The organism is Celerinatantimonas marina, from assembly GCF_046054165.1.
Lineage (GTDB): Bacteria > Pseudomonadota > Gammaproteobacteria > Enterobacterales > Celerinatantimonadaceae > Celerinatantimonas.
Genome location: NZ_JBFNXK010000004.1, coordinates 77,459 through 98,077, shown reverse-complemented (window position 1 = coordinate 98,077; position 20,619 = coordinate 77,459). Strand labels below are relative to the sequence as shown.

General features: G+C 46.3%; 15 protein-coding genes. 6 read left to right on the top strand and 9 right to left on the bottom strand.

From position 1 onward, the window contains the following. Nucleotides 1–2: 2 nt before the first annotated feature. A complete protein-coding gene (locus ABUE20_RS05750; protein ID WP_408618901.1) occupies nucleotides 3–992 on the top strand; it encodes an NAD(P)-dependent oxidoreductase in 990 nt (329 codons plus the stop codon). Beyond that, entirely contained in the window at nucleotides 993–2,795 is a 1,803-nt protein-coding gene (gene edd, locus ABUE20_RS05745) for a phosphogluconate dehydratase (protein WP_408618900.1), read from the top strand. Nucleotides 2,796–2,890: 95 nt separating this feature from the next. Here edd and ABUE20_RS05740 read toward each other — a convergent pair whose 3' ends face one another. Both ABUE20_RS05740 and ABUE20_RS05735 read right to left on the bottom strand, forming a co-directional pair. Then, entirely contained in the window at nucleotides 2,891–3,919 is a 1,029-nt protein-coding gene (locus ABUE20_RS05740; protein WP_408618899.1) for a LacI family DNA-binding transcriptional regulator, read from the bottom strand. Nucleotides 3,920–4,164: 245 nt separating this feature from the next. After that, nucleotides 4,165–4,533: a DUF805 domain-containing protein gene (locus ABUE20_RS05735; RefSeq protein WP_408618898.1), complete on the bottom strand. Its 369-nt coding sequence runs from the start codon at nucleotides 4,531–4,533 to the stop codon at nucleotides 4,165–4,167. A gap of 895 nt (nucleotides 4,534–5,428) precedes the next feature. Between ABUE20_RS05735 and ABUE20_RS05730 the strand changes: the two genes are divergently transcribed. Both ABUE20_RS05730 and ABUE20_RS05725 read left to right on the top strand, forming a co-directional pair. Further along, complete coding sequence (locus tag ABUE20_RS05730; protein WP_408618897.1) at nucleotides 5,429–6,352, top strand: SPFH domain-containing protein; 924 nt, start codon at nucleotides 5,429–5,431, stop codon at nucleotides 6,350–6,352. 11 nt (nucleotides 6,353–6,363) lie between these two features. After that, entirely contained in the window at nucleotides 6,364–6,810 is a 447-nt protein-coding gene (locus ABUE20_RS05725; RefSeq protein WP_408618895.1) for an NfeD family protein, read from the top strand. 106 nt (nucleotides 6,811–6,916) lie between these two features. Here the strand turns inward: ABUE20_RS05725 and ABUE20_RS05720 are convergent, their stop codons facing one another. Together ABUE20_RS05720 and dld are read right to left on the bottom strand one after the other, a co-directional pair. After that, a complete protein-coding gene (locus tag ABUE20_RS05720) occupies nucleotides 6,917–8,851 on the bottom strand; it encodes an EAL domain-containing protein (RefSeq protein WP_408618893.1) in 1,935 nt (644 codons plus the stop codon). 598 nt (nucleotides 8,852–9,449) lie between these two features. Further along, nucleotides 9,450–11,150: a D-lactate dehydrogenase gene (gene dld / locus ABUE20_RS05715; protein ID WP_408618891.1), complete on the bottom strand. Its 1,701-nt coding sequence runs from the start codon at nucleotides 11,148–11,150 to the stop codon at nucleotides 9,450–9,452. Nucleotides 11,151–11,414: 264 nt separating this feature from the next. Between dld and rbsK the strand changes: the two genes are divergently transcribed. Together rbsK and ABUE20_RS05705 are read left to right on the top strand one after the other, a co-directional pair. Further along, nucleotides 11,415–12,353, top strand: coding sequence for a ribokinase (gene rbsK, locus ABUE20_RS05710; protein WP_408618890.1), 939 nt, complete (start codon nucleotides 11,415–11,417; stop codon nucleotides 12,351–12,353). A gap of 365 nt (nucleotides 12,354–12,718) precedes the next feature. Next, on the top strand, nucleotides 12,719–14,194 hold the full coding sequence (locus ABUE20_RS05705; protein WP_408618888.1) for a potassium transporter TrkG: 1,476 nt from the start codon (nucleotides 12,719–12,721) through the stop codon (nucleotides 14,192–14,194). A gap of 299 nt (nucleotides 14,195–14,493) precedes the next feature. Here ABUE20_RS05705 and galK read toward each other — a convergent pair whose 3' ends face one another. The 5 genes from galK to ABUE20_RS05680 form a co-directional block, all read right to left on the bottom strand. Then, on the bottom strand, nucleotides 14,494–15,660 hold the full coding sequence (gene galK, locus ABUE20_RS05700) for a galactokinase (RefSeq protein WP_408618887.1): 1,167 nt from the start codon (nucleotides 15,658–15,660) through the stop codon (nucleotides 14,494–14,496). 14 nt (nucleotides 15,661–15,674) lie between these two features. Then, entirely contained in the window at nucleotides 15,675–16,718 is a 1,044-nt protein-coding gene (locus tag ABUE20_RS05695) for a UDP-glucose--hexose-1-phosphate uridylyltransferase (protein WP_408618886.1), read from the bottom strand. 33 nt (nucleotides 16,719–16,751) lie between these two features. After that, a complete protein-coding gene (gene galE, locus ABUE20_RS05690) occupies nucleotides 16,752–17,771 on the bottom strand; it encodes a UDP-glucose 4-epimerase GalE (RefSeq protein WP_408618885.1) in 1,020 nt (339 codons plus the stop codon). A gap of 439 nt (nucleotides 17,772–18,210) precedes the next feature. Further along, on the bottom strand, nucleotides 18,211–18,543 hold the full coding sequence (locus ABUE20_RS05685) for a PTS sugar transporter subunit IIB (RefSeq protein ID WP_408618884.1): 333 nt from the start codon (nucleotides 18,541–18,543) through the stop codon (nucleotides 18,211–18,213). Then, nucleotides 18,540–20,612: a beta-galactosidase gene (locus tag ABUE20_RS05680; RefSeq protein ID WP_408618883.1), complete on the bottom strand. Its 2,073-nt coding sequence runs from the start codon at nucleotides 20,610–20,612 to the stop codon at nucleotides 18,540–18,542. The genes ABUE20_RS05685 and ABUE20_RS05680 overlap by 4 nt, the downstream gene beginning before the upstream one ends. Between the last annotated feature and the right edge of the window lie 7 nt (nucleotides 20,613–20,619).

The following is a 20,619-nucleotide window of genomic DNA, read 5'->3' as shown; positions in this document are numbered from 1 at the left end:
TGATGAAACCAGCGATTGTTGTCTATAAGAAAATACCGCAAGATCAGTTAGAAAAACTGCAAGCGCAGTTTCAAGTGACCTTTTTTGACGGAATTCATGAGCATAATCGAGCCGACTTTTTAAAGGCATTAGCGACTGCCGATGGTTTGCTGGGGGCGAGTAGCCCCATTCCCGTCGAGTACTTGAAGCAGGCAACTCGTTTAAAAGTAGCTTCAACGATTTCGGTCGGAGTCGATCAGTTTGATGTCCCAGAGATGACCCGACGGGGTATTTATCTGATGCACACTCCTGGCGTGCTGACTGAAACGACAGCCGATACTATTTTTACCCTGATCCTGAATTCGGCCCGACGGGTGATTGAAATGTCTGATCTGGTTCGATCTGGGCACTGGACTCAGAGTATCGGTGAAGAAAGTTACGGAGTGAATGTAAATGGTAAGACCATTGGTATTTTGGGAATGGGGAGGATAGGTTCCGCTTTGGCTCGTAGAGCCTATGCCGGATTCGGGATGGAAGTCCTCTATTATAATGATGTGGCAAATGTGGAAGCAGAGCAACGTTATCAAGCGCTCCGTTGTGACATTGATACATTGCTGCAGCGTTCTGATTTTGTTTGCATTGTATTACCGCTCTTGCCGGAAACTGAAAAATTCATGGATTGGAATAAGCTTCAGAAAATGAAACCGGGGGCTTTTTTGATCAATGGTTCTCGGGGAAAAATTGTGGATGAAGCGGCACTTATTCAAGCTTTAAAACAAGGTGTAATCCGGGGGGCCGGCTTAGATGTGTTTGAACGGGAACCTCTCTCGGCCGATTCTGAACTGCTGACTTTCCCCAATGTAGTGGCGTTACCTCATATTGGTTCCGCAACTCACGAAACGCGTCGAGCGATGGTTGAAATGGCCGTTGATAATCTGATTGCGGCACTGCAAGGTGACGTTCAGAAAAATTGTGTGAATCCACAGGCTCGTGATCAGGTTCGGGAGGCATAGATGCATCCAGTTGTTAAAGCAGTGACGCAGCGGATTAAGCAGCGTAGTGAAAGAACGCGGGATGCTTATTTGGCATGTATGGCGCGACAACATGCTGCTGGGAAACCTCGAACCCGGTTGTCATGTGGTAATTTAGCTCATGTTGCCGCTGCGGGATCTACGCGGCAACAGGCGGTGTTATTGGAACCCGGTGGCCTAAATATGGCGATTATTACGGCCTATAATGACATGCTAAGTGCTCATGAACCGTATCGAGATTATCCGGATCAAATCAAGCAGCGGTTAGCTCAACTTGGACAGAGTGGGCAAGTCGCCGGAGGCGTTCCGGCCATGTGTGATGGGATCACTCAGGGACAGCCTGGGATGGAACTATCGTTATTTTCTCGGGATGTTATTGCTCAGGCCACTGCGGTGGCCATGAGTCACAATGCATTTGATGGCATGTTACTGCTGGGCGTCTGCGACAAAATTGCCCCGGGTCAGTTGATCGGGGCTTTGGCTTTCGGGCATCTTCCGGCTCTTTTTATCCCTTCTGGGCCGATGTCATCTGGTATTTCCAATCGAGAAAAAGTTAAAGTTCGTCAGCAATATGCAGAACATCGAGTCGATAAAACAGCACTGCAGGCGGTGGAGTGTCGTTCCTATCATAGTTGTGGAACTTGCACTTTTTATGGGACGGCTAATTCTAATCAGTTAGTTTTTGAAGCGATGGGGCTGATGCTTCCGGGGTCGGCCTTTGTACATCCACTCTCACCGTTGCGGCGAGCGCTTACGGATTATGCCAGTGAACTTATTGTCTCGCAGGTGATGGGCGCGACGAATTATTTGCCGTTGCACGCGTTGGTCAGCGAAAAAAATATAGTGAATGGGATCGTCGCGCTGCTGGCTTCCGGAGGTAGTACGAATCACACGATTCATTTGATTGCGATTGCGCGGGCGGCAGGACTGATTGTCACTTGGGATGATTTTTCACAATTGTCCGATGTTGTGCCGTTGCTGAGTCGGATCTATCCCAATGGCCCTGAAGATATTAATGCTTTTCATCAGGCTGGTGGCACACCTTTATTATTGAAGTTATTGGCGGAACGGGAGTTAGTGCATACCGATACTCGCTCATGTGTTGGTGGATTTGAGGCGCAATTAACCTTTCCGCACTGGGCCGACCAGCAGCTGTCTTGGCAACCCGTTACGGATTCCACAAACCCGGAGGTGATTGCCCCTCGCGCACATGCATTTCTAGATTTTGGGGGATTGAAAGTTTTGTCGGGAAATCTAGGCCGAGCTGTGATGAAGGTGAGTGCGGTTGCGCCGGAACATTGGCGTATTGAAGCCCCAGCCATGGTATTTGATTCTCAGCAAGCCGTTGAAGCGGCTTATTTTTCCGGGGCGCTGTTTAAAGATGTGGTGGTGGTCGTGCGCTTTAGTGGTCCCGCCGCGAATGGAATGCCGGAGCTGCATAAGCTGATCCCATTGCTGAGTAGTATTCAGCAACGGGGATTTCAGGTGGCATTGGTTACGGATGGTCGGTTGTCAGGCGCTTCAGGTAAAGTACCTGCGGCGCTACATGTTTGCCCGGAAGCCAAACTGGGGGGAATGTTAGCTTATCTGCAATCGGGTGATCATCTGGTGCTGGATGCCCGTGCTGGGGTGCTCAAGGTTCAGGAGTGTCTCTCGGGACGAACCCCTGCCATCCTTTTAGAGGATGAATCTCAGGCTGATTGGGGGCGCGGATTATTCCTGGGATTCCGGGAGCAGGTCTCTTCGGCGGAAAGTGGTGCATCCGTGTTATTCCCCGAAATTTAGGTGGGCGTTGCATTGTGCGGATGCAGACGTTAAGTGCATTTGGTCGCCATGACTTCATTTTTGTCACCGTCGTCGGGGGATCGACGATGGTGATTCTATAAGGTTGTTGATCCCCGAACGACTAACTCGCCTTGAAACAGATGTTCTTGCTCCTGATGTTTCGGATCGGCGAGTTTGTCCAGCAGAATGCTTACAGCCATCTTTCCCATATCGGCAGTGGGCTGTGAGATGGATGTAATTCCTTTTCCGGCCAGTTCGGCCCATTCTAAATTATCAAAACTGAGAAAACCGATATCCGCCCCCCAAGCCAGACCGAGATGTTTGAGTGCGTAAGCTATTTTCAAGCTGAGCACGCCGTTAGCGGCAATAATGGCCTTGCGCATGCCTCGATGATTGCTGCAGAACGTGGCGATGGTTGAGATCAGAAGTGAATCATTGGGGAGTTCTATTTCGTGAATTTCACCTTTGATGTGGGGCGATAACTGGAGCTCGGATTGAAAAGAGTTAAGTCGCTCCTGACGAGCACTATTATATTGGATCGGTTCTGTAATAAAACATAAGGCTTCAAAGCCCTGATCGACTAGGTGTTTAAAGGCCATCTGGGCGGACTGAATATTATCTAAGCCCACCATGTCACAGGGAATGTTAGGAATTTTTCGATCCAGTAATACAAAGGGTAAGGTTGTGGCCTTCAAGGCTTGTAGAAAGTCATCATTAACTCCGGCTGAGTTGATAATTAAACCATCGACCCGATAACCTTTGAGTAGGTGAATAAATTCACATTCCAGTTTGATACTGTTATTAGCATTACAGACAACGGTCATAAATCCATGTTTCATTGATTCTGATTCAACGCCTTTGAGGACTTCGACCGAAAACGGATTACTAATATCGGCAATAATCAGACCGATAAGTTGTGAGCTGCCGTGTTTTAAGCTTCGAGCCATTTGATTCGGGCGGTAGTTGAGTTCTTGGATCGCTGCTTCAATTCTAGCCTTGAGCTTATCGGAAAGCAGATGGGCTTCGCCATTGAAATAGCGTGAAATACTGGTTCGCCCCGCATTGGCTTTAGCCGCGACGTCCCGAATGGTTGGGGAGCGTTTGGATTTCGACGAATGACTCAAAAATTTATCTCCGTATCCTCATAATGACTCACGGATCATCTTACCGGAAACTGGGGGATCTCTCACGGAAAACCCCAATGATGGACGTTTCTATCTCAATTTTATAGATGTAATGAAACTGGGGGCCGTTTGGCCTATCGAGCGCAGCGGCTAATGGGAATAGGGGATCGGGGAATATCAAAAAGCTAGAATGAAGATCCTAGCTTTTTGATGAGTAGGGGAGTTAGATATTCTAAGAATAAAGATTAAGCAAAATTGATGTTAATTAGGCCTGATTTAGGGTTTTCTCCATATTGATTTGAACCCTGCTCGCTATCGGTACAGAAAAATACTAATAGTACAATGGAACCGACAATCGGAATGAGACAGATGAGCCACCACCAGCCACTGCGTCCAATGTCATGCAGTCGCCGGACCCCGACCGCTAATGAAGGGAGTAATAAAGCCAGTGAATAGATCAGTGTTAATACTCCGACCATGTCTAATATGGCATCTAGAATCATCAAGAGAATATAAAAAATGGCGTAAAATAAAGAATACATCCAATATTCTTTACGGCGTGCTCGGCCAGAAAAAGTGACATAGTTTTTAATGACGCTCAAAAAATATCCCATGATGGCTCCATTGAGACAGTGAATAAACGATTTAATAATCAGACGCGAAACAGATAATAGAATCATGCTACTAAGATGTTGTATTCGTCTAATCGGCGTTTAGATTAAATCCATTTAAATGTATAATGCATTAATCTTGTTATTGGTTTTTGATAACCGAATGCGCTGATTATTACATATTTTATTTTTTATGAAAACTATGAAAGGAATGATTGTTTCATTATTTTCAATGAAGTGTTTGAATCATCATTTCATATATCCCTAGATCAAATTTAGATGCTTAAAATCATATATCGAACATGCATGAAATCATTATTAATTTATATATAATTATCAGCGTGTTAGGAATTTTCATATTTATGGTGTAGGGCTGTCATTCAAGTTGCTCTTGGAAATAGAGACAACGCTTTCATAGCTATATGATAGTTATAAATTTATATAATTCATTGGGTTAGATGTTTTCATGGTTAAGTTGATAAGAGGACACAGGGCCCGATGTCCATGTTTTCTATCATGGAGTTAACGTCCTTATAGCCTTGCCAATACAGTATATTAGTTATTACTCATGAGTATAAGGTTATTTTCTATCCATTTTGTAAATAATCGCTTCGGATATTTAGATTTCATGTGCAAAGGGACCGATCTGGAATGCTGAAGACTACCGATGAATAATAGTAGAATATAGCGATGTTATCGTGATCTGTGGTACGAATAACAAACGATAGATTTAGATACACTGAATTATATTCAGTCGCTATTATTAAGATAAAAGTGGCTATGAATAGAGGCCTATTTAGGGATTCTAGATGGGTGGAAATAATCGTATTGAATTTAGCGTCAATACTCCCTACGATAAGGCAGATTTTCGCTTTATCGGCTCAGGAGAGTTTTATCTATGAACATTAATATATCGACGGCTATTACTGCAGTCATTGCAATTTTAGTCATTATTACTATTTTACGGGCCGTTCGAATTGTTCCACAGGCCCAGCTTTATGTCATCGAGCGGTTAGGCCGCTTCCATCGGGTATTACATGGTGGATTACATTTTATTGTGCCGTTTGTTGATCATGTACGTTCAAGTTTTACAACACAGGAACAGCTGATCAATTTGCGTCCGCAAAGTGTGATTACCAAAGATAATGTGAGTATTACCATTGATGGTTTGGTGTATTTGCGGGTCAATGATGCTAAAAAAGCAACCTATGAGATTACGGATCTGCGAGATGCAACGGCGCAGCTCGCTCAGACGACCTTACGGGCCGAAATCGGTAAGATGGAATTAGATGAAACACTCTCCAGTCGGGAAGAGATGAATCAGGCGTTGCAGATTGCGTTGGATGCGGCTTCAGCCAGTTGGGGGGCGAAGGTGACCCGAGTGGAAATTAGTGATATTTCAGTGCCGCAGGATGTGCAGTCGGCAATGGAATTGCAACTGCGAGCTTCTCGTGAGCGGCGGGCGATTGAAACTCAAGCCGCGGCGAATAAAAACCGAGTGATAGCCGAGGCTGAAGCAGCTCGTCAGCGTGCTTATCTTGAAGCTGAAGCCAAAGAAAGGATGGCTGAAGCCGATAAAAAAGCTCAGGTGCTGATGGCTGAAGGCCAGCGCGCCGGGATAGAATTGATCGCCCAAGCGTTGAAAGAGAATCAGGCCGCAGGTGAATATATTCTGACTCAGGAACGGATTAAGGCTTGGAAAGGGATTGCCGCGAGTGATTCCAGTAATAAAGTGATCGTTCCCTATGAAGTTTCTGAATTGGTGGGTAGTTTATCGGTGGTGAGTGATCTGCTCAAAGGCAATTCGTCTGTGAATAAATAAAAGGAGTGGCCATGACCAGTGTCGCCTGGTGGATATTAATTGTCATTGGTGTGTTGTTGGTGACCTCTGAACTTTTGATGGCTGCATTTGTGATGATGTGGTTCGGATTTGGATTCGTGGTCGCCGGAATAGTTACCTATTGTATTCCCTCGATAAACTGGGGGATCCAAATCCTGATTGCGGCATTGGTCGGCGGGATGACCCTTTATTTGGGACGCCGTTATTGTATTCAGCCGGATAATGAAGAGAATCCGGATATCTACACTTTTGAGGGCGGCTTAGGTGAACTGGTGATCCGCGAAGCGTCATCGCATCCGTTGATTAGTGTGCGCTGCCGGGGAACCTATTGGTCGGTGGCCAATCCGGAAATTTTACAGCAGTATCCACAGCTGAAGCACGGCTCCCAGGTTCAGGTGACTCAGATCATTGATAATAAAGCGGTGATTGCCGTTCTTTAGAACCTATAGGTTCAATTACCGTTAACCTTATCCTCCTCTTGTTGATCGTGACCGGTTGTATCCGGCCATATGTAGCGGATTGATATGGTGTGGATCCTGTTCTGGTTTATTGCATTTGAGGCCAGATCATTTGGGGCCAGATACTCAAAATATGCCGATGAACATCGGCTATTTTTTCAACCGGTACCGGTTTGGAAAATAAAAATCCTTGAGCCATTTGTCCGCCAATAGAACAGATATAGTTAAGCTCATGGACGGTTTCAATGCCTTCAACAATAACATTCAACCCCATTTTTTTCGCCAGTTGAATGACCATCTCAACAATGGCCGATTGACTCTGATCGCGGGTGATCCCGGTAATAATTTGCCGATCTAATTTGATCGTACTAAAGGGAAGATTCCGCAGATAAGCCAAAGATGAGTATCCGGTTCCAAAGTCATCTAATGCAACATCCATGTGATGATCTCGGAATTTCTGTAATAAGATCCTGGCGTTTTGGGTGTCGTGCATCACCCCGGATTCAGTGAGTTCGATCTTTAAGCGTGCGGGGGTAATATGGGCCTTGTGCAGTTGTTGGATCAGCCGCTCTGGAAGATAAGGTTGATTTAACAGAATGGCTGAAATATTGATCCCAATAACGTGGGGTTTCTTCGGCGGATGCAGTGCGAGTAACCGTGGATCTTTTAAGAGCTGGATGACTTTATTGAAAATGAGCTGACTGAGCGGCTCGATCAATCCGGTGTCTTCTGCAATCGGGATAAATTTATCTGGAGCGATCACGCCCATGAGAGGGTGTTCAATGCGGGTGAGTGCTTCATAGCCCGTGATCCTTCGTTGCATGAGATTAACGACAGGTTGCAGATAGACATGTACGCCATCATTGAGTATGGCGTCTCGAATATAGTGTTCAATGGTTTGGCGTAATTTGGCATTTTTTCGATACTGGTCATTATAAAATGCATAACAATCTTGATTATGTCGCCCGAGTTCCCGGAGTACGATTTGAGCCGCATTTAATATCTCCCCGGCGGTTTCAAAATGTTGTTGTGTGGTATCGATCCCGACAACATGACTTTTGAGCCAAAGTTGTTGATTATTAAGCACCATGTTCTGGTTTAAACTTTCGGTGATCTGCTGACAACGCTGATGGAGGATGGAAAAATCATCACGTTGGGTCATAAGTAGATATTGGCCGTTTTCCAGGGCGATGAGTTGTTCTCCTGGATGCTGGTTTAAACGTAAACGGGTGAGTAATTGGCGACGAAATTCGGGATAAAATTCTCTGGGAAAAGTTTCAAGCAACGCGTAGAAATTAGTTACCGCAATCATAAAGCAAACAATCGGCGTCCCGCGCCGCTGTTCATCGGCAAAAGTATCCTGAAAATAACGCAGGTTGGCTAGCCCGGATGTATCGTCGATATAGTGCAAATGCGTTTGATCGATCAGGGTTCCTGCAATTCGCGTGGGAGGAATGCCTGGAGGTGTATTTCCGACTCCGTGAAATTGCATATAATAGTAGCCCGCCGAAGGGGCTTTCTGCCGGTATTCAATATTCATATGTGGAATTCGGCCATTGAGGTATTGAGAGAGAGTTCGGCGGATTTTCTTCTGATCGGATGGATGGATCTGTCGCAGCCACTCTTTGACGGTAAACGTTTGGTTATTTTTCAGTTGCGCCCTTTCAATGACTCGATGATCTCCCGAAATCTGTAGCATGTTTTGTTGCAGATCGATTTCAATAATGGCCACAGCGGCCCCTTTTAAAATCAGATCCAGCCGAGCGGTTCTTTCTTTGATGTGTTTCTCTAAGGTGGACTGGTGTTCTTTAGATTCCTCGACCTGACGGGAAGCCGATTCCAGTAAAAAGTTACATAAATAGGAAAGTTTCTGGAGCACGACATCATTGGATGGGGTGGAAACGCGAAAATTAAAACGTTGACCAACTGCTTGGCAAAGTTGCTCGGCAATACAATCGACGTGCTGGCGGAACTGGTTGTTATCCATGATCCGATCCGTTACTCGTGTTCGGTAATCTGACATATCGATCATCCCATGGAACATGATGAGTCGGAGTTATTCCATCTGCTATGAGAGATGGGGCGTGCGGGTAGGTCCCTGAACATCCATTGCTTAATGTGGGGGATAGGGCCGAAGCCAGATCGTTCGGGGTCGTTGTAACGATGGGGCTAACCAAGTTAGAGAATGGTGATGGTATGCGGTTATTTGTTCGAATGAAGTGGTGAATTTGCAGGTATTCAATGCTGAATTTTTGGTTTAAGTGTCGGGATAAAAATGAGCTGAGAAATGGAACTAAATGATAATTTTTGACCGCGGTATCGACAAACAACAAGAGCCTAACAGCGGCTAACACTGCTCGAAAGTAGCGAATTAAATTATAATGTTTAAGCATCCTGAACGAGGTCAGGCGGAAATACTTGAGCATCCATACTCCTTAACCTTAGAACCTGCTTAGCCCAATGAATTTTAAACCTGAGAACCGTGCATCGTTGGCTAATACAAATAATAATCAATAAATATCAACAACGTTTCGTACTTTTATATCATACAAGTTTAGAGAGTCACAGCTTTAAAAGCTGCGATGGAGAGCAAGCTCTCCATCGATGAAGGCGCGGAATAATTATTCCCAGTTTTCTTTTTTAGAGGTTTGTCCCAACCCCGGGTTAAATTGGTTGCAAGGATCTAATTTTTTGTAAAACTCGACCTGCTCCGGTTTGGCATGATAGAGATGTCCGACATTATGTTCGGCTGGATATTGAGCTTGACGTTGATCTAATAATTGCCACATCTGATGTTCCAGTTGCAAACAATCCACACCTTTTTTGATCACATAGTCCTGATGAAACACATGACAGAAGAAATGACCGTAATACAGTTTGACCAGCATCTGCTGATCAATGGCTTCCGGTAACTGCTCCTGCCAATGTTGTTCATTTCGTTTTAAAGCAACGTCCAAAGCGACAATATCTTCAACGGTATCTGGATGTACTGCGCGGTAACGTACAGCGGCCCCAGCGGCGGCAAAACGGTGTAGAAAGGCTTTGGTGCCTTCCTCAGGGGTACATTCGAAGTATTCACCTTCATGAGTGGCAAAAAAATCGGTCAGGTAGCTGCGAGCTTCGGCAATACCTGGGCCGGCCATTTTGAGCAAAAGATGATGCTCGAATCGATCTCGGTATTGTTGCATACGTTTGGGGAGATGATTAGGAAACAAATGACTCATTCCTTGCAGGAGTCGATCCGAGAGATGACTGGGTAACCAGGAGAATCGTCCGAAAAATCCATCGAAGCGACTTTTAAGACCAAAGAACCAGGGGAGATGATCGGTCCCCAGCCAGTGGATCATTAAAAAGGTATCTTTGCCATAACGTTCGGCAATATTATAGGCATCTCGGTGTAGGTATTCTCCAGAGACTGGTAAGGATTGAAAATTTTTCAGAATGTCCCGGCGTAATTGTTCCAGCGTATCTGGTTGGTTGGTGCCAATATAAAATACTTGGGCGTCTTTTTCGCTGGCGAATGTATCAAGCCGAACCGCAAAAACCATGACTTTGCCGGCACAGCCTGAGGCTTCATAGAGCCTTCGTGGATCACTGTTAAAACGAGCGGCGCTGTCGGCATCTACATCTCTGACATAGGATTTATACTCTGGGTCACTGGCATGTTGATGCTCCGCAGCATCCACTTTACCCCAATGGCCGTTTTGTAATTGTTCTAACATCTGCTCGGGCGTATTGTCTAATTCCACCCCCAAATGATTGACCAGATGGAGTTCCCCGTCAGCATCGAGTTGGGCGAACAGGGATAGCTCAGTATAGGCGGGACCGCGTTGGATCAGGGAGCCTCCTGAATTATTACAGATCCCACCCAGAACCGAAGCGCCCAGACAGGAGGAGCCAATGACGGAGTGGGGTTCCCGATGCAGTGGGCGTAATTTTTTCTCCAGTTGATCCAGCGTGGCTCCCGGCAGGCAAATCACTTGGGTACCGTCTTGGATCAGATAGACCTGACGGATCCGCATCACATTAACGATTACAATCGGTTGTGAGTAATCATCGCCATCAGGAGTGGAGCCGCCGGTGAGTCCGGTGTTAGCGGCTTGAGTGATAATCAGAACATGAGCTTTAATACACGCCTGTAGAATTTGCCATTGCTCAAGGAGAGTTCCGGGGCGAACGACTGCCAGCACCGGGCCTTCACCAAATCGGAATCCAGTGCGGTAACGTCGGGTTGCGTTATCCGAGGTGAGTACATAGGTGTGTCCGACAATTGATTGTAATTGAGTGACAAGAGATTGCTGTGCCGCAGATGATGGTGCCATAAACCCCTCCAGAGAGCGTCTGTGACTTCTAATAGGATGAAGAAGTGGCAGGCGGGGAAAATGTTAATACAATGAAAAATAAATGGATTACTTATGGTTGTATCATGCCATAAATAGGCTGAATCGTCTGCTTTTTATGTATATAAAATAGATTTTTATCGGTGTTATCGAGCTCCGAGTTTAAAGGTCGCTCATGTGCTATATCTGTTCAATCGATTAACGTGGATCGTTAAGCATTCGTGGATCAGGATGAGAGGAAAATGGATGAGTTCTTTAGTGGTCATCGGGAGTATTAATGCCGATCATTTAATTCATATTGAACATTTTCCGGCGCCGGGTGAAACCTGTCATGGAAATGGATATCGTATTACCGGGGGCGGTAAAGGGGCAAATCAGGCGATGGCGGCGGCTCGTTCCGGAGCCAAGGTTAGTTTTATTGGATGTATGGGGGATGACTCGACAGGGCGCTGGATTAGCCAACAGTTAGAACAATGTAAGATCGATACTTCCGGACTGGCTTGTATTGAGGCATGTGCAACCGGCTTTGCGTTGATTCAAATCGATGCCAAAGGTGAAAATACCGTATGCATTGCCAGTGAAGCCAATGGCTATTTGAATGCCAACTATATTATCCGGCATCGACAGATTATTGCTCAGGCAAAGATGTTGCTATTGCAGTTGGAAACGCCTTTGGATGGGGTGACTGAGGCCATTCATCAAGCCGCGCAACAGGGAGTAAAAGTTATTTTGAATCCTGCTCCGGCTCGGGTATTGAGTGATGCGCTGTTGGCGATGGTGGATGTCATTATTCCCAATCAACGTGAAGCTTCCGTGTTGACCGGGATCCAGGTTAGGGATGAGCTCTCCGCTCGTCGGGCTTGTGATGTTCTTCATCAGAAAGGTATCGCGCAGGTAATTATCACTTTGGGAGAGAAAGGGGCCTGGGTGAGTGATATCCAGGGTGAGGCGTATTTAAGTCCGGGATTTTATGTGCATGCGGTCGATTCAACGGCGGCTGGCGATACGTTTATTGGTGCGTTATTAGGCGCTCAGCTTCGCGGGCTGGAGTTACGGCAGGCGCTGCGTTTTGCGCATGCGGCCGCGGCCTTATCCGTGACTCGTGAGGGGGCCCAAAATTCGATTCCACAGTATCAGGATGTGATGTTGTTTTTGACCAGTCAACCGGCGAATGATGAACAGTAGCGTGTATTGATAGAGAAAATAAGATGGGGTCTGTTGGAATGAAATTTAACCATTTCTGTGGCTCAACCATGGGCTAATATAAGAAAAAACTTCGCAAATTCTCACGATAGTGGCATTATCAGCAGCTATTTGTCAGCCTGTCTGTATGTGCTCGCTTGGAACAGTTGATCGTGGCATCAGTGAATATCTGATTGCAACCAAACTATTCGACCAATATGTCAATGTTGGTGATGGATATGGATCTTCCACGGTCAATCGCTCTGAATAACGGAACAACTCACTCGAGTTGGCGTTGGTTGAGATGCTATACGGGCTTAGCATGAAACCGGTTAGTGAACGGGTTTCAGAACTGAGATCATATAGTCATGATAAATTATGCCAAATATCATGAAGAGCGTTTTTCCGCGATCTTCTATATCTGTAGCTTTCTCGTATTTTTATTTAGCTTGTCACTGCTCGTTCCGATAGCGATCTGTTTAATCTATCGGGAAAAAGATATTACGGCGTTTTTGATTACATTTGTCATTACCTTTGCGATAGGCTCATTCGGCAAACTGCGCAAACGTAATTTTGAAATGCGATTGCGGGGACGCGACGGTTTTTTGGTGGTGGTGATTTTCTGGATCCTCTTTTCACTGATGAGTGCAATTCCTTTTCTGCTGGATCACCATCTGCATTTTACCGTTGCTGATGCCATTTTTGAGGGGGTGTCCGGAATTACCACCACCGGTGCGTCAGTGATCCAAAATGTCGATAGTTCTGCCCGTTCTATTCTTTATTACCGTGCTCAGTTGAATTTTCTGGGGGGGTTGGGAATTATCGTATTGGCGACCGCCATCTTTAGTTCGCTAGGGATTGGGGGCTCTAAGGTGTATCTTTCAGAAACACCAGGACCTCTAAAAGAAGATAAACTAACGCCTCGTCTGGCGGATACCGCCAAGCATTTGTGGTTGATCTATTCGGCTCTGGCGGTGCTTTGCATCGCTTCATTTTATGTGGCGGGAATGAGCTTTTTTGATGCGCTCTGCCATGGTTTAGCGACGGTCTCGCTGGGCGGATTTTCAACCCACGGTGCCAGTCTCGGATTCTATCATAGCCATGCAATAGAGCTGGTGGGTGGGATCTTTTCGATATTAGCCGGCGTTAATTTTGCCTTATATTTTACAGTGGTGAATCGGCGTAGCTTACAAGCGCTGTTAGAAGATGCCGAGTGTCGTTTTTTCATCTCGGTGGCAGGTGTGTTGATCTTGTTTACCTGCGTATCGCTGTATCTGACCCATACCTATGGGTTGATTGATTCCTTCGTGCATGGCTTTTTCCTGAGTGCATCAATGATTACCGATAATGGTTTGGCGACCAATGGGATCGATCATTGGCCGACCTATGTGATGATCCTATTGCTGACCAGTAGTTTTTTCGGGGGATGTGTCGGGTCGACTTGTGGTGGGATTAAAGTGATTCGGTTTTTGATTCTGTATAAACGGAGTGAACTGGAACTGAAACAGCTGATTAATCCCCGGGCCGTTTATATGATTAAGCTGGGACAAAACCGGGTGTCAGAGCGAGTGACGAATTCAGTGTATGGTCTATTTTTTATCTATTTGTTATTCGCCGGAGTTTTTACCTGGATCCTGTTGGCTTTGGGATATGATTTAAAAACGGCCTATGGCACGGTAGCCGCCTGTATGAACAATATGGGGATTGGTTATGGGGCCACAGTTTCAACTTTTGGAACCTTGAATTCGACGGCTAAATGGGTGATGTCTGCGGCCATGCTATTTGGACGGTTGGAGATTTTCCCTATTCTAATTGTTTTCTCGCGCAGTTTCTGGCAGCTCTAAATAGCGGTTCCTCATTGTGCTCCCCTGAGGAATAGAAGCTATTTCGACAAGTCGACCTTTTCCGTTAGGGATGACGTGTTGGTGCAGGATGCATGGACTGATGTGTGTCAACGTTGGGAATGCCCTCTGCGCCCTGGTATTAGGAACACTGAGGTAGAGTGTGATTTGAAATGAAGATGAAAACGTACTTGGTACGTTTTCACCACTTTTATGCGTTTAGGTATTAATATAGCCGGGTTTTTGTATCGCCCCGGCTTTGTTTGGATTTCCATCCCCCTCAAATGGGGGGCACAATGAATTTATTCGGGTTTGATCACTCCGGCACCGGCTGAAGGTTGGCAGATATAAATAGTGGGTTCCAGTGCAGTTCGTTTGGGATATTCATTTCGAACTTGTTTACACACTTCCTGAGTGAGTTCCTGTGGTACGAGCGCAACCACGCATCCCCCAAATCCACCCCCGGTCATCCGAACGCCCCCACGAGAGCCAACGACGTCCCCAACGATAGAAACCAGTTCATCAATGGCTGGGACTGTGATTTCAAAGTCATCCCGCATCGAGCGGTGGGAAGCCCCCATCAGCATGGCTAGTCGCGGTAGATCACCTTCTTGTAAGGCCTGACAAGCTTCCAAAGTTCGGGCATTTTCAGTAACAACATGCCGAGCTCGTTTAGCAACGGCTGGATCCAGTTCGTCGATTCGTTCATTGAGCTGGTCAATGGTTAAATCTCGCAGCGCTTTGACGCCAAAATGTTGGGCGGCGGCTTCACATTGTTCCCGGCGCAGGTTGTATTCACTCCCGACCAGTCCTCGTTTGACATTGGAGTTGATGATCACAACGTCCACCCCGACAGGCATCGCAACCGCCTGAGTTGATAAATCTCGGCAATCAATTAACAGAGCATTGCCTTTTTGGCCTAGTGCCGAGATAAACTGATCCATGATGCCGCAGTTACAGCCGACAAATTGGTTTTCAGCTTGCTGTCCATTCAGAGCAATGATTTTGAGATCGATATCTAACTGATTGAGATGATTCATGGTCTGACCGACGGCCACTTCCAACGATGCAGAGGAACTTAAGCCTGCCCCTTGAGGAACATTACCGCTGATGACCAAATCAGCTCCGCCTAAACTGTAGCCACGTTGGCACAAGTATTTCACAACCCCACGAACATAGTTTGCCCATAGATACTCCGGATGCGGGGTTAAATCAGCAGAAGGCAGAAATTCATCCTGCTGATTGTCATAATCTGCAGAAATAACCCGGATGGTGGCGTCTTCCCGTTTCGACGCACTAATCACGGTTTGATAATTAATGGCACAAGGCAGTACGAAACCGTCATTGTAATCGGTATGTTCACCGATTAAATTGACTCGGGCTGGAGCCTGAATGAAATCAGTCGGCTGATAACCAAATGAGGATGCAAAGATTTGTTTGGTTTTATCAATTAATTGTTGGGTACTCATATACTTTGCCTCTGTTAGTGTTGTTCGGTGTAATGGACATCGCTGAGCGCCCGCAGCCGATCGGCGGCCTGCTCTGCTGTGAGATCGCGCTGGGTTTCGGCCAGCATTTCATAACCCACCATGAATTTGCGCACGGTTGCACTGCGCAATAAAGGCGGATAAAAATGAGCATGGAGTTGCCAGTGGTCGGCATTGACTTGATCAAAGGGGGCACCATGCCATCCCATCGAATAAGGGAAAGAGCACTGGAATAAGTTGTCATAACGGCAGGTGAGGGATTTCATTAATTCGCTCAGTGCATCCCGCTGTACGTCGTTGAGTTCTGGCAAGCGTTGTACGGCAAATTTAGGCAATACTAAGGTTTCAAAAGGCCAAGCGGCCCAATACGGAACCACTGCCATCCAGTACTGATTCTCACAAACACAACGTTCTTGAGATTGTTGTTCTTTTTGGACGTAATCCAGCAGCAAAGGCGTCCCGTGTTCAGCCAAATAACGGCGTTGCTGTTGATCTTCGATAGCGGCTTCATTCGGTAAAAAGCTGTTTGCCCAAATTTGACTGTGAGGATGTGGATTTGAACATCCCATCATCGAACCTTTGTTTTCAAAAACCTGAACCCAGGGATAGGTCTGCCCTAATTCTGCGGTTTGTTCGGCCCAAGTATCGATGACCTGTCGAATTGAGGCAACGGGTAATTGGGGCAGGGTTTTGCTGTGATCAGGAGAGAAACAGACGACCCGGCTTAAGCCCCGAGCTGTTGCTGCCTGAAACAGTGGGTCCTGACTATCCGGAACATCTGGTGTATCGGCTTTTAATGCTGCAAAGTCATTTCCGAAAACATAAGTGCCTTTATAATCCGGATTTTTTTCACCATTAATCCGCGAGTTTCCGGCGCATAAATAGCAGTCGGGATCATAACTGGGGCGTTCACTGCGATCGGGCTCATCTTGTTGTCCCTGCCAGGGGCGTTTAGCCCGATGCGGGGAGACTAAGACCCATTGATCGGTTAAGGGATTATAACGACGATGGGGATCGTTGGTTGGCTCAAATTGATTCATATCATCCTCGGTACTTGTTCAGTTTACGCGTTGTTATTCGGGATAACCCATTGGGTTTTGTGATTGCCAGCGCCAGCTATCTTCGGCCATTTCGAGTAGTGAACGCGTAGCCTGCCATTGCAATTCTTGTTTTGCTTTTTCCGGATCGGCCCAGCATTCGGCAATGTCACCGTTGCGGCGTGGGCAAATCTGGTAGGGAAGGTCTTTACCACAGGCCTGACTAAAGGCATTTAAAACCTGAAGTACGCTATATCCTTGCCCTGTTCCTAAGTTGTAAATATGGACGCCGGTCTGAGTTAACTTGTGATTGAGTGCTGCCACATGGCCATCGGCCAAATCCATGACGTGGATGTAATCTCGAACTCCGGTACCATCTACGGTGGGATAGTCATCCCCGAAGACGGATAATTTTTCCCGACGACCGACGGCAACTTGAGCAATGTATGGGGTCAGGTTGTTGGGGATCCCTTGAGGATCTTCGCCCATCATGCCACTGGGATGGGCACCGACTGGGTTGAAATAACGGAGTAGTGTGACCGACCATTGGGGATCAGCAACCACTAGGTCTTTTAAGATCCGTTCGATCATTAATTTGGACTGTCCATATGGATTCGTCGCATTCAGAGTCGGAAAGTCTTCTCGGATCGGCATGTGATCAGGTTCCCCATAAACTGTCGCCGATGAACTGAAGATGAGTTGTTTGACACCGGCATTTTGCATCGACTGCAATAATGTTAGGGTTCCTGAGACATTATTTTCGTAATATTCAACCGGTTTTTCGACCGATTCTCCCACTGCCTTTAATCCGGCAAAATGAATGACGCCGTCGATATGATGCTTGCTAAAAACTTCATCGAGTAAACTGCGACTGCGGATATCACCCTGATAGACTGTAACCGATTGGCCAGAAAGCGACTGAATGCGTTCCAGAACGCTGTGCTTGCTGTTGCAAAAATTATCAAAAATGATTGGGTTATAACCGGCAGCCATTAATTGGAGACAGGTATGGCTTCCAATGTATCCGGCTCCGCCTGTGACTAATATATTTTTCATGAATTCACCCTTCATTTCAAAGTAAGTGTAAACGTTTACCCTAACTTTAATCTCATTTATTGATTTGTGAATTTCCCATGCCCAATTTCGTGAGCTTAATCCCAATTTCTTTGCATTTATGCAAGGAGATGTGACCCCGGGCAGGACTTGTAAAACGTTTACATAAATGTTGGTTTGTTTTCGGGTTCAAGCTCAGGAAATTTGCCTGTGTTTGCTGCTGATGAGATGAGCTGTTAAAGCAACCTAGCGGTGTTCGGCGAGCCGAAATTCGGAACATCATTGTGCATGAGCCGCTCTGCATCGGCAGGAAACGTATTTTGAGGTTTGTTACGCCCCGAGACTTTCATTTGGAAAGGTTATGGGTTACGCCAGGCTCAAAATACGTTTAATTAAACCAAGAGCGACGATATTCAGCCTGCGGCCAAATATCGTCTATGCGTTAAGGATTATTTGAGTTGGAGCTATCTAGCCAAATCTTTAATTCAGATTTGAGCTTATCGGAACTCCGTCCAAAGATAGCCTGAACCTCATGATCTATGATAATCACTCCCAGCGCGCCTAATTGCTGGATTTTATCGGTTTGGATGGCCGAAATATGGTCCACTTTGACTCGAAGTCGGGTTAAACAAGCTTCGATATCCTTAATATTGGCGCGTCCGCCCAGTGCTTCTATCAAGGCCGCACCTTGCGGATCTAATTCTCCCACTGGAGCCGGATGGGCCGAGTGGGCTCGTTCAGCCTTTATCTTGGCTAGTATTTCCGGTAATTTCATGAATGTTCTCCATGCCGTTCTCGCTGCAGGATCACCACCCCAAATGGACGAATAATTTGTGCCCCCTGTTTGGTGGTTTGAGTCAGCAGATCGTTGTGAGGAGCTGATAATTGGAAAGTCTGTTCACTATCGGTAAAGTTTTGAACAAAGATATATTCCGATGTTTCACTGCAACGGATCTGAGCTGTAACCCCTAATGGCAGTGGATCCGGTAGTGCTCGTTTCAGCTGTAACTCTTTAGCCAGTGCCTGAGTGAAATCACGTTGGAAAGCATCATCATTGCGTGATGCAATATAGTAAGCTTTTCCTTGTTGGTATTGATTCACGGTGAGGGCCGGGCGTCCTTTGTAAAAATCAGAACCATAGTGAGCGAGAGCGGTGGCTCCCTCTAAATGGATCAGATCGCACAGATGGATGGCTTTATAGGAGCCATTCATCTGCAGTGGATTTCCCGATTCTGCAATCACTTGGTTGCTTTCGTCGTCGTAAAGACTATCGATTTCTTCAGACCAGATCCCGAGAATATCTTTTAATGGGCCCGGAAATCCGCCCAAATAGCAAAGGTCGGATTGGTTGACTATTCCGCTCCAGTAAGTAGACACAAAGTGACCGCCATTTTTCACAAAATCATGAATATGGGCGGCAAAGGTGTCTTTTACCATATACAACATCGGCGCGATCACTAGTTTGTATTTGGAAAGATCACAGTCCTGATTGATGATATCGACCGGGATCCCCATTTCCCAGAACGGCTGGTAATGGGAATTGACGGTCGTTTCATAGAATAGTCCTTGATTGCGGGGACCTTGTGCATCATCCATCGCCCAGCGGCTATCCCAGTCGAAAACAATTGCGACTTCGGCTGGTGTAGTCGATTGTGTGACATCGCCCAGTTTTTCCAGAATTTCTCCAAGTTGGATCACTTCCTGACCGACGCGAGTTTGCAGGTGCCCAACATGATCGACAACCGCGCCATGAAATTTTTCACAGGAACCACGGCTTTTACGCCATTGGAAATACTGAACCGAGTTGGAACCGTGCGCTATCGCCTGTATTGACGATAAAATATGCATCCCTGGTTTTTTCAGTTTACTAATGGGCTGCCAGTTGGTGGCACTGGGGGTGGACTCCATCAGTAAAAAGGGTTGGCCCCCTTTTAAGGTTCGCATCAGATCATGATACATGGCGATATAAACACCGGTTTTAAGATCGCTTTGATCGCCATGCCAGCGGGGATAATTATCCCAAGAGACGATATCCACGACTTTCGCGAGTTGCCAGTAGTCATAATCGTAGAAATATTCCATGAAGTTGGTCGTCACGGGAATATCTGGATTTACCGCTTTCACCGTGTTGGCTTCAAATTCACAAAAACGTACCACCTGTGCAGTATTAAAACGTTTCCAGTCCAAATTTAAGCCATGAATACTGACTTCACCGATAGGGCTGGGGGATTCAATCTGATCCCAGTCGGTAAACGTGTGGCTCCAAAAGTTGGACCACCAGGATTCGTTTAGTGCTTCCAGTGTTTTATATTTGTCTTTGAGCCATGCCCGGAATGCGTCTTGACAGAGCGGGCAGTGGCATTCACCACCATATTCGTTGGATAAATGCCAGCCAATAACCCCCGGATGTTGCGAATAGCGTTCGGCTAACTGCGTATTAATTTTTTTGACTTGCAACCGATAGGCTGGAGACGTTAGACAGTGGTTGTGACGGCCACCATGTAATGCTCTAACCCGGTTTTTATCCACCCGGAGTACTTCCGGGTATTGATTGGATAACCAAGCTGGGCGAGCCCCACTAGGAGTCGCTAGTAGTGCTTTGATCCCATGCGCGTTGAGTTTATCCAGAATGTTATCCAGCCAGTTGAAGTCAAATTGTCCTTCGCTGGGTTCCAGCATGCTCCAACTGAAGATCCCGATTGAGACCACATTGCAGTGAGCTTCCTGCATCATGGCGATATCCTTATCGATAATTCCCGGATATTTCAGCCATTGTTCAGGATTGTAATCCGCGCCGTGAAGCATGGCCGGAAAGTTACACATGTTTGGGGGTAATGTTGCCATAGTCTCC

What these genes read in the sequence shown, in the direction of transcription:
- ABUE20_RS05695 (WP_408618886.1), bottom strand. Translation starts at nt 16,718, where the DNA reads ATGAATCAATTTGAGCCAACCAACGATCCCCATCGTCGTTATAATCCC.
- ABUE20_RS05720 (WP_408618893.1), bottom strand. Translation starts at nt 8,851, where the DNA reads ATGTCAGATTACCGAACACGAGTAACGGATCGGATCATGGATAACAAC.
- ABUE20_RS05725 (WP_408618895.1), top strand. Translation starts at nt 6,364, where the DNA reads ATGACCAGTGTCGCCTGGTGGATATTAATTGTCATTGGTGTGTTGTTG.
- edd (WP_408618900.1), top strand. Translation starts at nt 993, where the DNA reads ATGCATCCAGTTGTTAAAGCAGTGACGCAGCGGATTAAGCAGCGTAGT.
- ABUE20_RS05680 (WP_408618883.1), bottom strand. Translation starts at nt 20,612, where the DNA reads ATGGCAACATTACCCCCAAACATGTGTAACTTTCCGGCCATGCTTCAC.
- ABUE20_RS05750 (WP_408618901.1), top strand. Translation starts at nt 3, where the DNA reads ATGAAACCAGCGATTGTTGTCTATAAGAAAATACCGCAAGATCAGTTA.
- dld (WP_408618891.1), bottom strand. Translation starts at nt 11,150, where the DNA reads ATGGCACCATCATCTGCGGCACAGCAATCTCTTGTCACTCAATTACAA.
- ABUE20_RS05685 (WP_408618884.1), bottom strand. Translation starts at nt 18,543, where the DNA reads ATGAAATTACCGGAAATACTAGCCAAGATAAAGGCTGAACGAGCCCAC.
- galE (WP_408618885.1), bottom strand. Translation starts at nt 17,771, where the DNA reads ATGAAAAATATATTAGTCACAGGCGGAGCCGGATACATTGGAAGCCAT.
- ABUE20_RS05730 (WP_408618897.1), top strand. Translation starts at nt 5,429, where the DNA reads ATGAACATTAATATATCGACGGCTATTACTGCAGTCATTGCAATTTTA.
- ABUE20_RS05735 (WP_408618898.1), bottom strand. Translation starts at nt 4,533, where the DNA reads ATGGGATATTTTTTGAGCGTCATTAAAAACTATGTCACTTTTTCTGGC.
- rbsK (WP_408618890.1), top strand. Translation starts at nt 11,415, where the DNA reads ATGAGTTCTTTAGTGGTCATCGGGAGTATTAATGCCGATCATTTAATT.
- ABUE20_RS05705 (WP_408618888.1), top strand. Translation starts at nt 12,719, where the DNA reads ATGATAAATTATGCCAAATATCATGAAGAGCGTTTTTCCGCGATCTTC.
- galK (WP_408618887.1), bottom strand. Translation starts at nt 15,660, where the DNA reads ATGAGTACCCAACAATTAATTGATAAAACCAAACAAATCTTTGCATCC.